General features: G+C 34.0%; 14 protein-coding genes. 4 read left to right on the top strand and 10 right to left on the bottom strand.

The features are described 5' to 3' along the window. Positions 1-116 precede the first annotated feature (116 nt). On the bottom strand, positions 117-1,007 hold the full coding sequence (locus tag NKG37_RS07615) for a PDDEXK family nuclease (RefSeq protein ID WP_254416042.1): 891 nt from the start codon (positions 1,005-1,007) through the stop codon (positions 117-119). 260 nt (positions 1,008-1,267) lie between these two features. On the opposite strand from NKG37_RS07615, the gene NKG37_RS07610 reads away from it, so the two are divergent. Further along, positions 1,268-1,693 (top strand): SRPBCC family protein, encoded by a 426-nt coding sequence (locus NKG37_RS07610; protein ID WP_224428460.1) that lies wholly within the window; start codon positions 1,268-1,270, stop codon positions 1,691-1,693. 219 nt (positions 1,694-1,912) lie between these two features. Here the strand turns inward: NKG37_RS07610 and NKG37_RS07605 are convergent, their stop codons facing one another. The 6 genes from NKG37_RS07605 to NKG37_RS07580 form a co-directional block, all read right to left on the bottom strand. After that, on the bottom strand, positions 1,913-3,505 hold the full coding sequence (locus NKG37_RS07605; protein ID WP_224428461.1) for a UvrD-helicase domain-containing protein: 1,593 nt from the start codon (positions 3,503-3,505) through the stop codon (positions 1,913-1,915). Next, positions 3,486-5,411 (bottom strand): ATP-dependent nuclease, encoded by a 1,926-nt coding sequence (locus NKG37_RS07600; RefSeq protein WP_254416041.1) that lies wholly within the window; start codon positions 5,409-5,411, stop codon positions 3,486-3,488. The genes NKG37_RS07605 and NKG37_RS07600 overlap by 20 nt, the downstream gene beginning before the upstream one ends. 146 nt (positions 5,412-5,557) lie before the next feature. Then, entirely contained in the window at positions 5,558-6,241 is a 684-nt protein-coding gene (locus NKG37_RS07595) for a hypothetical protein (RefSeq protein ID WP_224428463.1), read from the bottom strand. A 50-nt stretch (positions 6,242-6,291) separates the two neighbouring features. After that, complete coding sequence (locus NKG37_RS07590) at positions 6,292-7,128, bottom strand: hypothetical protein (RefSeq protein WP_169187650.1); 837 nt, start codon at positions 7,126-7,128, stop codon at positions 6,292-6,294. Between the two features lie 217 nt (positions 7,129-7,345). Then, positions 7,346-8,188 carry a type II restriction endonuclease gene (locus tag NKG37_RS07585; RefSeq protein ID WP_254416040.1) on the bottom strand — a complete coding sequence of 281 codons (843 nt, stop codon included), beginning with the start codon at positions 8,186-8,188 and terminating at the stop codon, positions 7,346-7,348. Positions 8,189-8,345: 157 nt separating this feature from the next. Further along, a complete protein-coding gene (locus NKG37_RS07580; RefSeq protein ID WP_254416383.1) occupies positions 8,346-9,692 on the bottom strand; it encodes a DDE-type integrase/transposase/recombinase in 1,347 nt (448 codons plus the stop codon). 251 nt (positions 9,693-9,943) lie between these two features. On the opposite strand from NKG37_RS07580, the gene NKG37_RS07575 reads away from it, so the two are divergent. Further along, positions 9,944-11,260, top strand: a complete 1,317-nt coding sequence (locus NKG37_RS07575) for an ISLre2 family transposase (protein WP_254415264.1) — start codon at positions 9,944-9,946, stop codon at positions 11,258-11,260. A 295-nt stretch (positions 11,261-11,555) separates the two neighbouring features. Here NKG37_RS07575 and NKG37_RS07570 read toward each other — a convergent pair whose 3' ends face one another. Then, the gene (locus NKG37_RS07570) at positions 11,556-12,014 is read right to left on the bottom strand and encodes an EcoRII N-terminal effector-binding domain-containing protein (protein WP_169187648.1); all 459 of its coding nucleotides are present in this window, start codon (positions 12,012-12,014) and stop codon (positions 11,556-11,558) included. Then, positions 12,001-12,987, bottom strand: coding sequence for a DNA (cytosine-5-)-methyltransferase (gene dcm / locus NKG37_RS07565; RefSeq protein ID WP_107921316.1), 987 nt, complete (start codon positions 12,985-12,987; stop codon positions 12,001-12,003). The genes NKG37_RS07570 and dcm overlap by 14 nt, the downstream gene beginning before the upstream one ends. Before the next feature lie 118 nt (positions 12,988-13,105). Here dcm and NKG37_RS07560 point away from each other — a divergent pair, with 118 nt between their 5' ends. Beyond that, on the top strand, positions 13,106-13,405 hold the full coding sequence (locus tag NKG37_RS07560; RefSeq protein ID WP_254416039.1) for a hypothetical protein: 300 nt from the start codon (positions 13,106-13,108) through the stop codon (positions 13,403-13,405). Positions 13,406-13,612: 207 nt separating this feature from the next. On the opposite strand, the gene NKG37_RS07555 is transcribed toward NKG37_RS07560, so the two are convergent. Then, positions 13,613-13,936 carry a hypothetical protein gene (locus NKG37_RS07555; RefSeq protein ID WP_169187647.1) on the bottom strand — a complete coding sequence of 108 codons (324 nt, stop codon included), beginning with the start codon at positions 13,934-13,936 and terminating at the stop codon, positions 13,613-13,615. Positions 13,937-14,520: 584 nt separating this feature from the next. On the opposite strand from NKG37_RS07555, the gene NKG37_RS07550 reads away from it, so the two are divergent. Beyond that, positions 14,521-15,927, top strand: coding sequence for a PAS domain S-box protein (locus NKG37_RS07550; RefSeq protein WP_254416038.1), 1,407 nt, complete (start codon positions 14,521-14,523; stop codon positions 15,925-15,927). Positions 15,928-15,949: the final 22 nt, after the last annotated feature.

Here is a 15,949-nt window from a genome sequence, read left to right as displayed (position 1 = left end):
CTTGTTATTAATCAGAAAATGGCAAAAGTAAGCAAGATTGTGTTTCCTGCTTACTTTTCTGTTAATCAATTGTTAAGAAGTCATGAATACTATCGAAACAGGCCTTTATATTCCTGTTAATTTGTGTTCCTGTCATTACATTCAATTGAAAACCATACTTTGTGGCAATTTGCCCTTTTAATTGCATCTTTACTTCGCTGTTCAACTGTTTTATGGTACTCATGACCATCCAATTCTACAAATAACATTTTTTGTTTACACCAATTTAATATTTGAAAATCGAATCTAATATTAGTTGAATTTGTATCGTGCATTCTTCTTTCTTTATCTGGTATATCAGATAATTTTAAATAATAATGCCCATTGCATTGTTCAGCCCAAAAAAATGACCTTGTTCCACAGACCTCTGGAATAATGGCTGGAAAAGAAGTGTCCTTTTTATAATAATTATCAAGCCAATATTGATAAAACATTTTTTCAATCGGGCTTGTCGATAATGATTCCAAAACAGTGGGCAAATCTGTATCATAGCCTGCCAATTCAGTATTTACATGTTCAACCGTCCAAGGAATCAGTGACTCCCCTTCAACAATTTCAGTTTTTTTATAGTTATGGCTACCTTTATATAGTCCATAGTTTATATCGAAGAAAAGATCCTCATTCCACCGATACCCTAATCTTACTCTATCGATTAACGGACCTTTTTTTCTTGCTAATTTGAAGTTCTTTTCATATTTCTTTTGGAACCTCGACAGTATAAACTCCTCTGCATCTTCTGAAACCATCCAGAGTTCCTCTTCTTTATTTAGAAAGGAATAAACCCCATTTTTATAAGATTGTTTCCCATACCATCCCTTTTTATGAAAAGACCTTAAGTATTCTATAAAATCATGATACATTTGTTCAGGTGTCCATATAAGATGGTCCCTTACATAAGTATCCATATATTTTCCCAAAACGCCGTTTATATACCATTTCTGTTCTTGACTAAAATCCTGATATTCCATTCCTTCCCTCCACTTTTAAAGTATTGCTTTCCATCCTATTTATCATATCAATTGCGTATTTGGCAATTAAAATATGTTGTATATATCAGTTTCAAAATCCGATGCTAATTATAAGGTTTGTGGAATGAAAGAAATGGATTACAAGGGTGGTAAAAATGAAGATGTAGCGTAACTTTTAGAAATCATCTACAATATAGTCATGCATCTTTTGTGAACAAATCGCTTAAAAAATATTCATATTAAGTGAGGCGGGAAATTAAATGGAAACATCTAAAAAAATAACAGTAGAAACAACAGTTCAAGCACCCATAGAAAAGGTATGGAAATATTGGACAGAGCCAACTCATATAACAAAATGGAGCAGTGCTTCTGATGACTGGCACACACCATTTGCTGAGAATGATTTAAGAGCAGGTGGGAAATTCCATTCAAGAATGGAAGCCAAAGAAGGCAGTTTTGGTTTCGATTTTGGTGGAATATATGATGAAGTAAAATTACACGAGGTTATTGCTTATACACTGGGTGATGGAAGAAAAGTTATAATCACTTTTAAAGGTCATGAAAACGAAACCCAAGTAATTGAAACTTTTGATGCTGAAACTACGAATCCAATTGAGTTACAACAACAAGGATGGCAGGCGATTCTAGATAATTTCAAAAAATATTCAGAGCAAACAACCATTTAAAAAAGCAATGAAGAGATACTCTAATTATCACTTTTATAAGTCACCAAAATAAATTAGTGGCGAGTATCTGTGGTTATGATAATTCAATAACCACGATACTACCATTTTTATTTTTATGATTATCGCTAAACCTTTTTACCATAAAAAAACGCTTAGTTTACTAAATTTATCTAAGCGTTTTGATTTAGTCCTTACTAGTGGCAAGAGTCTGAATACAGATTATAATGTCTGAAGTGTATTTTGGACTTGTTCTTCTGATGGTGAATAATGGTTAACATTAAATTTATTAAGCAATTTCTGTGTTGATTCGCTAATAAGGGTAAGACACGCAATACAAAGAAACTCTTTCGGTCTACTGAATGCTACATATCCCAATCTGCATTTATCCTGTTGATCGAGAAGCCTTTTCTCCTTGTCATCTTCCAGCCACATTAATAGTTCCTTTTCATTTTTTGCGATAACTAGTGCTGCATCGGCCTGTAGACCTTTTGATTTATGGATTGTAAGAAAAGAATCGTGGTATTCCTCTAATTCTTTAGACAAATCCTCATTATCGGGAATCGTCCTATTTGAGAGTTCGTCTACTAATCTTTTTGTTCTTTCTTTTATATTGAACTTAACTTCCTCGTCTGTTTCTTGCCTCTTGCGATTAAATGTAGACTCTACAAAGTCTGCAAAATCTTCCAAATCGAAGTTTATATTGTAATTAATCTCATAAAACAATAAAAGACATTTCTTCCTTAGTTCAATTTCTTCCAATTCTAACGTTTGAGGTAACTGATCCTTTTTTATATTATAAAAAGCCGACAAAAACTCAAAAACACATGTGAACAACGGCAAATTTTCTTTCGATTTGTGGCTGAAGTCTACTTTTCTATAATTTTTGTAAACTTTATTTTCATGCGCTAAAAAAAATCTTGTTTTAGGAACCACTTTACAATAACTTTTATTTACGCATAAATTGTTAAAATCAGATATAATCGTCTTTAATTTAGTTGATGGAATGAACATGACTGGATTCTTAGAGGTACTCTCTTTATTTGCCCATTCTTGTTGAATACTGGAATGAAAATGATTAATAAAATTCACAATTGTTTCGCTCGATCTGTAATTGCAATTTAACTTACTAATGGAATAAACTTTTTTATTTTGCAATGCATCTATTGGGTGCAAAGGAACTTTCTTAGCCCCTGTGGAGCCTTTCCTTTTTCGGGGCTTGTTCCTAAAATTCATTATGCGTTGTTCTGGGTCACCAACTAGTATGACTTCAGAATTCTTCCCCTTTCTTAAGGTATCAAAAATTTCAAACTGGGTATTTGTAGAGTCCTGAAACTCATCTACAAATAGATACCTTATTCTGTTGCAAAAACGCTTTTTTACTTCCTCGTTCTCCAGTATTTTTTTCGAAAGAGTAACTATATAATCGTAGGTCAGAACTCCTTTCTCAGAAAGTCGATTAACTATCATATTTTTCTCGACAAATGGATTTTTTGAAGAGTTATTAACCTTAATTTCATAATCTGTAATAATCAGTTCATTTGGAACTAGTCTTAAAACCTTCCCATAGGGTTTTATTAGGAACTTAATAAGGAAACTATGTATTGTTCCTACAAAAATATTTGGTTGAATTGATACCTTTTTTTGTAACCTCTCTAAAATCTCATTTGTGGCAGAATTCGTATAGGTTATAACTGCCAAATACTTATCATTCGGTAATTCATTTGCCTTTTGAATTATTTGCTTTACTAACTCTGTGGTTTTACCTGATCCAGCAGCAGCAATTATCAACGAATTATTTAGTTTTCTCTTCATTTTCTTCCCCCATAATAAACTTGAAGATAGAAACTATATAATCAGGAATTTTAAAGCCTGTACTATCTTTTAATAGTTCTTCATGTAAAGCAAATGCAAAATCAGATTTATCATTTTCTATGTTTTCGAAGTAAGTCTTCATGTCAATCTGTTTTGTCCAATTCTTCTCTACTTCTTTATATTTTATAGGGTGAAGTTGTTTAAAAACCCTTAACAACAACTCCCTTCCCTTGCCCTTATCATTATACTTTATTATCTCTTTTTCAAATGTGTCATCGTTGATTTCAATGGCAATTACATCCTTATTAACCTTATAGTGCTCTTTTAGTTTTTCAGCCCGTTTTTCCGTTTTCTTTCCCGCATCTTTATCGGTTAGTACACCACACTTAATAAAGTATCCGTTTTTTATTATTTCTAGAAAATGCTTAAAAGCAACCCCATTAACATTGATTATGTTAGAGCCAATACTTTCTAACGTTTTCTTTTGGTGCATTTCAAAGAATAATGGAACCAATATTTGCTCAGATATTCCCTCAACAAGGATAAGTCTCCTTGCATAAAACATAGATGAATTTGTTGCATCTAGATATTTTTTCAAATACTTAATATGGTCTTGTCCTTCTTTTTTATCTGAAAAACCATCAAGGATATAATGATACTTTATCTGTACCTTATCTTTGTAAAGAATAACTAGGTTATTTAAATCAATTGAGGTAGTTATATTAGTGGAGTGAGATGTAATGATAATCTGGGTATCCTTCTTCTTTTCCTCTTTATCATCCTTCTTTTTATCCTCTTTGCTCCCAATACTATTAACCTTACTTAAATTTTTCGCCAGATGTGTTTGTAAATGTGGGTGTAAATGTGCCTCAGGCTCTTCTATCCCAATAACTCTAAACGCTAATTTTGTCTTATCATCCGCCTGAGACGCTAGATGCGAGAGTACAAGAGAAATAAATAATAAATTATTCTTACCCAATCCATTTCTTTCAATTGAAACAGGATTCTCTCCATACACAATACTTAATTTCTTTAATATTTCATTAACCTCTGGAGAAGAGAAATTAAAGTCAATACTGTTTAATTCCGATGGGTTAGATAAAGAAACCCTGTCTAAATATGTAGTTAGTTCCCTCTTAATAGAATCTAATTTTTTATTTTCTTTTAATTTCTGATTTAATTCCCCAAGAATTGATTGGACCTCAATAAAATCATTTGCATAATTTTTATTTAAAATACGATATAATAATTTATATTCCCCGTTTGCTACTAGTTCCTTTTTTGCATCACGTAGAGCGTCTAAAACCTCTAATTTTAACATTTTTAAGAAGTATGGGTCACATTTATTAGTAGGGTTATTTCCACCAAAAATTACATATTCATATTGATCGATAGGGAATTCAACATGATTATATAATTCTTCTTTTTTCACCTTACCTTCACTTAATAGTTCCCTCAAATTGGCAACTTGCCTTTCAATCCATTCTTGTCTTTTAAAACCAGCCCTAGGTTTAAACCAATAAGTTAATTTGGCCTTAGTAAATGTCTTTTCATAAAACCAATCCCCTACAACAGCAAGTTGATCATCGTCTAATTCATCTAATATTAATTCGACCTTAACTTCAGGAAACTTCATTTCAGAATCATCAATGGTTTCTTCGTCAATAACTCTTACAATGGATTTTTTAAAGTTCTCTTTTGTTTTTGAATTTATATCATCAATGTCTAAAAACCTTTTCTTGAACATAGTGATATCCTGACTTAAGACCAAACCTATGCAATCAATAAGATTTGACTTCCCTATATTATTCTCTCCAATAATAGCAGTAAATGGTTTCAGCGGAATCGTAAATTTCTCTTCACCAAAATTTCTATAGTTCTTTACACTCAACTTTGAAATATACACGACTAAACTCCTTAAAACTTATTTAATAATGCCTATATTAGAATTCTACAAGAAATGACAAAAAACCTTCATTCCATAAATATACACCCTTTACCTTCCATAAAAAAGAACAGCAGGCTTCCCTGCTGCCAGTTATAGTTTGGTTGTCATTTTACATATTTACTTAAAATCTCTGTAAAAGGATTATAGCCTGTTACAATAGTGATTATTGAACTAATCAAACCAATTACTATAACGAGGAAATTTATGATTTTTACAATTATATTATTTGAAATCCTATAATACGTGCCGTACTTAATTAGTCCAGTCCAGTATAATAAGAGAATAGGCAGATGCACAAAAAACTGAACCCCTTCTCTTAACCATACAAAGGGGTTCTTTGCTTGCCCCTTTAACTTTTCGATATTATTTTCTACAACACCTATATATCTTAACAAGACATCGTCAATCATAGAAAGATAATTATGCATTATGCTATTTTGAAGACTATTAAATCCTCGAATTGGACTTCTTGCTTCATCCCTCAAAGTAGGTAAAGCGTTAATTATTATTTGATATGTTCTATACTGAATACCAGAAAAAGGTGGAATGAATCCTCTTGCAATCCCTAGTTCTCCAACCTTATCCTGCATTTTTGGTGCTTTCATGGTTAACCATTCATATAACTGATAGTTCTCTTTTTCAATTAATAGACTATTACCATATTCACGAAATTTATTAAGATACTCATAGGCTTCCCTTTGATTATTTACTTCCTTTATTGAATTACGGATTATTAAACTAAACCCTAACAAAGATAATCCAATTATTGTAAAAATGTAGTATAGCAAGTTTTTCACCCCGATGAGTAACTAAAAGTAATTAAAATAAGTTAATTAGATTAGTTGCTATTAGATTTATATACTCTACGATTAATATACAATCTTGTAAGGTCATTGATCTCTACATAAATTTTACCTGATTGAACCCACTTGAGTTCTCCGAATACTATAGCGGGCACACCATTTTTCCAATTCCCCTTAATTTTACCCATACTTAACCAAAATCTTTTTTTGACCTGTTCATTTAACTTAATGCTGAAACTATTATAGGGATATTTCTTATCAGAATTTAGCCATATTTCGTTATCCGAACTTTGAAGATATCCCCAAAAGAAACCTTGAACACCATTTTGTTGTTTAGTAACTCCATCCCAAGAACTGACCATTTTTTCAAGAGGAATTATCTTATTATCTATTTCCAATGAAAATCCTTGCTTATCAAGATTATTATTTATAGCACAGTCTAATATCCTTTTAAGCGTCCATGTTTTCTGTACAGTTTTTGTCGGATCTTTATCATAAATATTTTTACTATCACCTGTTTTTCCAAAAACATCAGATTCTTCGTTATCATCTCCAGCAAGAGAAGCGTTACTAAAGTAATCCTTAAACAAGATTCCTATATCATTTGTATCTGCCTCTCTTTTATTTTGAGATACTCTGTTCTCCTTTTTATTTGAAGAAGTATTCGACTTCTTTAAATTACAGTCTATATCATGCTTTGCTGAAAAACAGGGTTCCTTACCATCTACTGATTTTTTTCGAAACCAAGCATCTTTTCCACATTCTCTACAAATAATTAAACCCTTTAATTCTAGTTGTTTTTCTTCAGACATATTTTGAACTTGATAAGCCGAATAAATTTGTCCTGTTTTCTTATGCTTAACTACGTCCATACCTAATCTCTCCAAATATCAATTAATAGCGGTTGCGGTTGAGGAAGAATCTTTGCATTTCTAACTATGACTCTATTAAGATTATACCATTACCCGATTTATAAGAAACTCAATAATGAGTCCTTACTACAACTTAGTTCATACACTAACTTTGATTACAGGCCTATTCTAACCCTAATTTTACCCCTGTTTAAGACAAAAAGACCCGAAGGGTCTATTATAAAGAATATTTTTCTTCTGCATAGTGAATAAATTTTTCAACGGTCCATAATCTATTCTGATATTTTGCTGGATATAATGAGTGGTAGGGCTTAGGTACAACTAACGTAACTTTTTCATCTGCCATTTCATCTAACTGGTTAGGGGATATTCCCTGTTGAAGTGTCAATAAGTGTTTCTCATCGATTCTGTTCGCTTCGTTCAGAATCTGTCTCCATCTATCCTTACAAGTAGTTTTCGCACCTAGAAAAATTAAGTCGCTATCAAGGAATGACTTATCAGCATAGGCTGCATTTGATGGAAGTAAGAAATCAGGCTTTTTATTACCTTCAGACCGACCGGGATGGCTAAACGGAATACGATAAGAAGAAAATAAGAAATCAACATGATGTTCCAAAGACTTTCCTGCTCTACTCTTTCTTCGATTTAAGGCACTACTAGCAAACGCAATTAGTGGATCAATATCATCATAGGATAAATTATTTTTATACAAATTTCTTTCAATTGCTCTAAATACACTGTATTCAGTCTTTACCCACTCAAGAATCATAGTATCGGGTGGAAAACTTTTCTTTTTATATACATGGTAATGTATTTGTCTGGCTAATTCTGCAAGTTTAATTGTTTCAGGGAAGTCCTCAAACACATAGACTACTTCTTCTATTTCCTTTTCTAACTTTTTAGATAAATCTATGTCCTTAACTTTTCCCCCATTGTAAACCGCGTTATTGTCCATAAGGGAGGTAGTGTCAAAAGATTTATGAAAACTACCTAAAGGGTTAGTTTCTCTCCTATTTACTGGATGGAGATGCGCCGCAATCGCTCTTGACAAACACGCCAATGGTTTGAGGATTGTTTAACAAGGGCGAAGGGAACAAAAGAAGGCATACCAAATAAGCCCTTGGTTGTTTCCATTTTAAACCATTGGCAAGTTCGGTTTGTCAAGAGTTCGCTCCGCCGATTGCTGAATTAGCTTAAGGGCTCAGCTAAACAAAAAGTTAGGCTTGTCTTTGTTCTACTATCCATTGTTGTGCTAATCCAATGAGCTTTGTCCAACGTGCTGGCATTGTTGGAAGCCCCTTGAGTTCTGGATTCACTACGGGCACTTTTCCTTCTAAGGCGGCATGCGGACGCAAAAAGTTAAAGTAGGCCGTAAATAAGGTGACGTATGAAATGGAACCATGTTCAGAGCCGAATCCATGAGTGGAGCGATAACTGCCCTTAAAGGTGCGGTTAAGTCTCTCAATTATTTGTTTCAGTGGTCTATATTCGGTCGAAACAGGGTCCTCATTGGTTAATCCAATGACCTGCTTCACATCGAATGAAATCCCATGTTGAGCGAAGAAATGTTGGGCTAAAAGATAGATTGGATTCCCGTCTACCACAAAGGTCAGATTTTCTGGAATCTCTTTCATCTTGATTAAGACCTCATCAATTGCTCGAATGGCTGTTGCTGTGTCTCGATTAGGCGACACCGGATACGAAAGAATAATCTTTTTCACGGCGTCAAAAAAGAAAAATAAATAATGCCATCGACCGTTTACTCTGATATACGTTTCATCACCGCAGAATTGGTCTGAAAGTTCATAGGGATAGTGATCCACATAAGGTTTAAGTAATAAAGCTACGCTATTTTCGTAGTTCAATACAGTCTGATGTGAAATCATCACTCCGTGTACGTCCTGCATAATCGCAGCTGTTTTACGGGCCGAAAGGCCATAGTTTACATGATAGGTTAGGATCAATCCTAATGTATGTGGGGATGCATAAATCTTTGATAAGTCCACGGCCGGCAGTTCTGGTGATTCCTTGGATAACGGCTGGAAATCGATATAAAACTGACGGAAAATGTATCTTAATTTAAATGCTTGAGGGTCCTTTTTGAACCTTTTCTTTTCTTTTGAAGTCATCCCATTGAGCTTCTTTTGATAATAAGAACAGTCATTGTTCTTGCACTTAAACACGTGAAAATCTTTTCTTTCTTTTATTTTCTCGAGAGTCTTGGAACAATGAGGACACTTCAGGATGGCCTCCTTAGAGTAACGGTTCTTTTCACTGAAAAGTTCTGTACACACCTTGCATTGATACTGACCTTTATCTCCATTGTTGGCATAAAGATAATCCGATGGAGCACCACACTTTGGACAGTTCATGGCTTTAGGTACGGAAACTTTTGCATTCTTACGCCTTTGAACAGGTTTAAGTGGTTTCCCGTTCTTCTCTAGATATTCACTAAGAAGAACTCGATAATCAAGCTGTTCCAGAACTTCAATGACCGGAAGGTCGTCCACTTGAAGTTTTCGATATGGTTTATTTACTGGCTGTTCAGTAGGCTTATCAAACATACTCTTACCAATCAATAAAGTAAGCAATGTTCGAATTAGTTGTTCGTATGAGTAAAATGTTTGTGGGAGAATAAATATCCTTTTTGTCTAGTTGGGGGACGAGTCCCCCAACTAGACAAAAAGGCCACCAAGCGAAAGCGCGGTAGCTGGAAAAAATTAAGTATTAAAAAAGAGAGCTTCCTTTTGTAAAGTAGAGTTTGACTAGAAAACTACGAAAAGGAGAGGCTCTCATGAATCAATGTAACATAAAAATGCCATCATTAAAAGAATTGGAAAAAACTTTATTTCGAACACTACAAATGACGTTTCAAGAAATCCTTATTCAAACGTTAGAAAATTGGGATCAAGAGATTGCCAAGCAACGAGACAAAAGAAGATTTGCTTTACGAGATAAACGAGAAATACGATTAGATACAGCGTTTGGAGCTGTGGAGCTGAAGCGTAATTATTATTTCGATCGTGTAACCAAAAAATATATTTGTCTGTTAGATCATTATTTACAGTTTCAAGGGAATAAAGGGTTTAGTCCACTATTAGAAGAATGGGGGCTAGAATTAGCGACAAATGGTTCCTCCTATCGAAAGGCGGTGGAAACGTTCGAACAATTTTTAGGCTATTCGGCGATGAGCCACGAAGCATTACGGCAACATCTTCTTCAAACAAGCGTACTTCCCGCTAAGGAAAAACGTCCTTTTCAAAAGGTGTTGTTTGTCGAAGTAGATGGATTATATGTGAAGAGTCAAGAAAAGAAAAAGCGTGGATGGGAGTTGAAATTCGCCGCTGTACATGAGGGATGGAAAGAAAACGGAAAGCGAATCAGGCTCCGAAATAAAAGGCATTTTCTTTATGAAGGAAAAGAACCCTTTTGGGAAGCCTTTGAAACGTTCTTACAGAATCATTATGCGTATGATCCTACCCAAACCTTGCTTATTATTAATGGTGATGGAGCAGGCTGGATAACGGCATGTCGGGAGTATTTTCGGGAACGCGCCTTTTTCACCATGGACCGTTTTCATGTCGCTCGTTCGATGAAGCAACTAATGAAGAGCCATCCTCGATACCGCTACATGAAAAGAGCGTTAAAAAACTACCAGGTAGAAACATTACTTCTAGAGTTGAATAGCGCAGTAGGAACAATGGATACACCAGAAGAAGAAGAAAAACTAGCACATTTCCTCGGCTTTTTAACGCATCATCAGGAAACCATAAAAGATTACCGTAGTTGGTTACAGGAAAAAGGTGTGGACACGACAGCGTATCGTCCAATGGGAAGTGCAGAGGCGATGATGAATCAATTAGCCAAACGATTAAAGAATGGAAGAGCATGGAGCAAAAAAGGGGTCATGAGCATGGCGCGCTTGTGGATTGGATTGAAGGATGACCTATCCATCCAAACGATATATGGGAAATGGGAAAAAGCCACGGAAAAATCAAAGAAAGAGCATCGAGCGAAAAGAAAAATACCCACAAAATTAGTAACAGAAACCGTGCGTCAGAACATGCCATACTTAAATCAAGCGATTGGAAAACCCGTTCACTTTGCCTTACAGGGATTAAAAGGTTTTTAAAAAATGAGAGAATCAACAGTTGGAAGAACAAAACCAATTGGAAAGCGGATACAAACTTAGAGGTTTTACTTTATAAAAAAGGGAGCTAAAAAAACTCCCACAAAAACTTGACTCAATCTAGTTGTTCTTGATAGTTTATAAAAGTTAATAAATAGGTTATAATTTGAGGGTACAAATTGTCACTTCCTTTTCTAGGTTGTTGAGAGTGTCGTAACCTCAATTATCCTTAGAATTCAGGGGGTGGCAATTTTTTTGCTTATAAAGCCCTCTCAGATAGGATTTAATAACCTATTTACTATAAAAGTTTTGACAATACGATAAGGGACAGGGAGAAGGAATCTATGAATTTTTCAATCTCATCTTCAGTATCTAAAATATAGACTTTGAAGTTCTCTTGATCCATCGGCATGAAGATAATCAAGTTACCCACTTGTTCTGCTTTCTCAAATGGTGAATTGGTCCAAAAACGAGTAATACGGTATTCGTTTCTTGTCCCTCTGCCATAATATATTACACGGCTTTCATATGGATAATATCCGTCAAGGTGAACTTTAATGTATTTGTCTTTGTTTTCTCCTTTTACACCTTTTTCTTCAAAGAAGATATTCCATGCTTGTTTTGCAATGTAAAGCCCTACTTGATGGGCACCTGTTAGATCTACATCATTTGCAGATATGAATTTACAATAAAAGCGACCAATAGACTTGGCCGCCTCAATTGCATTCGTGAGTTTTTCTGACTCATTTTGTTGCATACTCGACTCGACCCTCTTCCACGACTTGTAGTATTTCTTCACGCTCAATTGCTTGTACCATCTTTTCAGCAATCAGCCGAACAACAGGTACTGCAACGCTATTACCGAACTGTTTGTAAGCAGCAGTGTTACTTACTACAATCTTAAACGTTTCTGGAAACCCTTGCAAGCGCGCACATTCGCGTGGGGTCAGTCTTCTTGGATTTTTTCCCTCTCCTTGAGGAATGAGAATCTCACTTCCATCCTTATAGTATCTTGCACTTAAAGTTCTACTGTAAGAGTTTAGATCAGCAAGGCCGTAGCCAAATCCATTTCCCTTTTTTGCATGTTTTTCTTTATATGCTTGAAGATAATCCCAAAGTTTATCCGATAAGGTGTATTTTTCGTCTACATCTTCCTCTAGAATTGTTTGTAGAGAAGGACCTTCTTTAGGAACCTGAGGAAATTCAAATTTCAAAGGCTTTTTAAAGCCTACAATATAAATACGTTCACGGTTCTGCGGTACTAGTCCTTTCGCATTTAATACCTCTGAATAAACTGTATAACCTAGTTCTTCTAATACATTAATTATTACCTTAAATGTTTTACCCTTATCGTGACTTCTTAAATTCTTTACATTTTCCAGTAGAAAGGCTTGAGGCTGTTTTTCTTTTATTATTCGAGCAATATCAAAAAATAGAGTCCCTTGTGTCTCGTCTAAAAAACCATGCTGCCGTCCTAATGATTGCTTCTTAGAAACTCCTGCAATACTAAACGGTTGACATGGAAAACCTGCAAGCAATATATCATGATCAGGAATTTCTTTTTCATTTACACTTCTAATATCACCAACTGGTTTTTCACCGAAATTTGCTTCATATGTTTCCTGAGCCTTCACGTCCCACTCACAACTAAAAACACAATGTCCATAGGGTTCAAAGGCAGTTCTAATACCTCCGATACCAGCAAACAAGTCAATAAATCTATATAACATATTCCTCACCTCCGAACACTTGTCCTAATGGGATAATTATAACAAAGTTTGTAGTTCTTTTGTTGATTTTCATGCTATAATATTTAAGTTACTTTTTTACAATACCCTCTAGAACGAGGTGAAACAAGTGGCAAATGTATTTATTTATTATAATTCAGATCAAAGCGAAAGTACCGAACAGGCGGTTCATCGTGTCAACGAATTGATACACAATTTAGAGATCCACCATGTAATTTTAGGAGTGTTTTTAGATTTCTTTAATCAAAGCACCGAACTAATGGAATTACTCAACTCTCCTCTTTCAGAAATTGATTACATATTTACAAATAAACCTATTGTTAACGAATTTGATAAAGAATTAATAATTCAACTTTCAAGAACTGAAAAGTTTGAAATAAGATATTTTGATGAAATGTAGCATAATAATTTTTAGCAAAAAAAAGAATTACCACTGGACTGATTCCAAGAAGCAATTCTTTTTTGTTTCATTAGAAGGACCCTTCAATTAAGGTATTGATATTCTCACTAGTCACCTTTTATTTCACTGAAGGTTTTAACATTGTAATAGTTCCATACCCATCTTCCACTTGATATTATAACTAGAAAGGTTTATAAAGTTCCTTTTTTAAATAACATTTAATAAATAATCAACCTCAATGGCTACATCTGAATGGATGTCCTGCTTTAAAATTGAAAATTCCAAATTATAAGAGCGGCATAGCCTTGAGAAATACTTGAAATTCTCCCAACTCCCTAATTCTTTAAAGTCATAAAGAATCACTCTACTAAAAGTAGTACGATCAATAAACTTGAAAAATGATTCTAGTAACCCAATATCATCCAATAGATACATACTTGATTTCTTATTAAAATATTTTGCATGGTCTTCCAATGCATCAGCAATATAATGGTAGTCACCAAAGTCAAAAGTAATCCCCAGATAACGCATACTATCACCCCAGTTTGTTATTTAATGAAAGTATAGCGCGAATCTAATCATCTTCAAGCATTACTATTTTCTCTTATGAAATGAAATAAATTATAGATTGGATTTTTGGCTTTTTACCACCGACTGAAAAGACCAAACAGTTGAATAACTGTCTGGCCTTATTCAATAATATAGGCATACACAAGAAAGCGGTCTAAAACCAAAGAGGCTATCTGGAAAGCCCTAAGGGGAAAGGGGTTTTCCTGACACTGTATATTTCCTTATTCCCTTTTAAATCCCTTGTATTTTTGAAAATATTTTTCAATCTCTTTTCTCTTTTATTCAACCTCTCATCAATAGACTGTCCAAAAATAAGACTCATATCTTTATCCGGAGTAGCATTGATGGTTAACATATCCTTACACTATATTCAGCAGCCAATAAATTACCCTTCCCCCATAATAAAGATTCCAACAATAAAGGACTAATTCAATGAAGGCTAGAAATCCTTGAAAGTTGGAAAAAGAGGAATAAACTAGAATTAACAAAAAAGAAGCCTATAGTTTGTTTTTTGTTAAAAATAATATTTAAATGGGGGTAAAATTATGCAAGAAAATGAACTTAAACATGGATCAATTTTCACACATGCTTTTAATTTTTCAATGATAGGCACTGCGGTAGTTGATCCAATCGGACGAATCTTAAAGGTAAACCCGTCTTTAAGTCACATATTAGGATTTACCGAAAATGAATTAATCTCCTTAACTTTACGGGACATTACGTTTTCGGAGGATTTTGTAAAACTTGATGATTATATATCTCAACTCTTATTGGGAAAGATATCTTCTCATCAAATAGAAACAAGGCTTTTACATAAGCATAATTATGGGATTTGGACTTTATTAAGTATCTCATTAGTTCAAAGTAATGAAGGAAATCCCTTGTACTTGATCATTCAAGTGCAGAATATAACAGAACGAAAGAAAGTAGAGGAAAGATACTTTAACTTTATTGAACGGTCATCAGAGGCCATGATTATTATAAGCAACAGGAAGATACAATACATAAACGAAACAGGGTTAAAATTTTTGAATATTTCAGAGAAGGAAGAAATAATAGGTAAATCAGTTATTGATTTTATTCATCCAGATAAACGTAACATTTCCGTGAACTATATTAATAGAGTAGAAGCGGGAGAGACCATTTATCGTATAGAAGAAATTTTCGGTAGAGTTGACGGCAAATTTATTAATGTAGAGTTTACAGCATTCCCGGTTTATAACGGTGAGAAAAATGATATGCATGTCATCATGAAGGATATTAGTGAAAAAAAGAAAACAGAACAGTTCCTTTTAAATTCTGAAAAGTTAAATGTAGCAGGACAATTGGCTGCAGGAATTGCGCACGAGGTTAGAAATCCTTTAACAGCAATAAAAGGGTTTCTTCAAATAATGGATAGGGAATCGATTGGGAGTAAAATGTACTTCGATGTTCTTTTGTCGGAGGTTAACCGTATAGAATTAGTTTTAACTGAATTACTCCTGCTATCTAAACCACAGAACACTAAACATAAATTTATTAATCTTGAAAGTATCATAGAACAGGTTATCTCTCTGATGAGTACCCAAGCCATCTTACATAATATCGAAATAAAAAAAGAGATTAATACGGATACGTGTATGATCAGTTGTGACGAAAATCAATTAAAGCAGGTCTTCATTAACTTTATCAAAAATTCTATTGAAGCAATGCCTAATGGTGGACCTATTTATATTAAGGTTTTCAAAAGAGACAACGATAGTATATTAATTCACATAATTGACCGAGGGAGTGGTATACCAGCAGAAATTCTGAAAAGGATTTGGGAGCCTTTCTTTACCACTAAGGAAAAGGGAACGGGCTTGGGAATGATGATATGCAATAATATCATTGAAAACCATAATGGAAAGTTACAAATATCAAGTTCTCCTAATGGAACGACTATTGGTATTATCCTTCCTCTTAATAAATAAAAATGTTTTGATTACTGTTTTC

Origin of the sequence: Niallia sp. RD1, from assembly GCF_024219955.1 — a bacterium.
Lineage (GTDB): Bacteria > Bacillota > Bacilli > Bacillales > Cytobacillaceae > Niallia > Niallia alba.
Note: the sequence above shows the minus strand (reverse complement) of the source record. Positions and strands in the feature narration are given on the sequence as shown.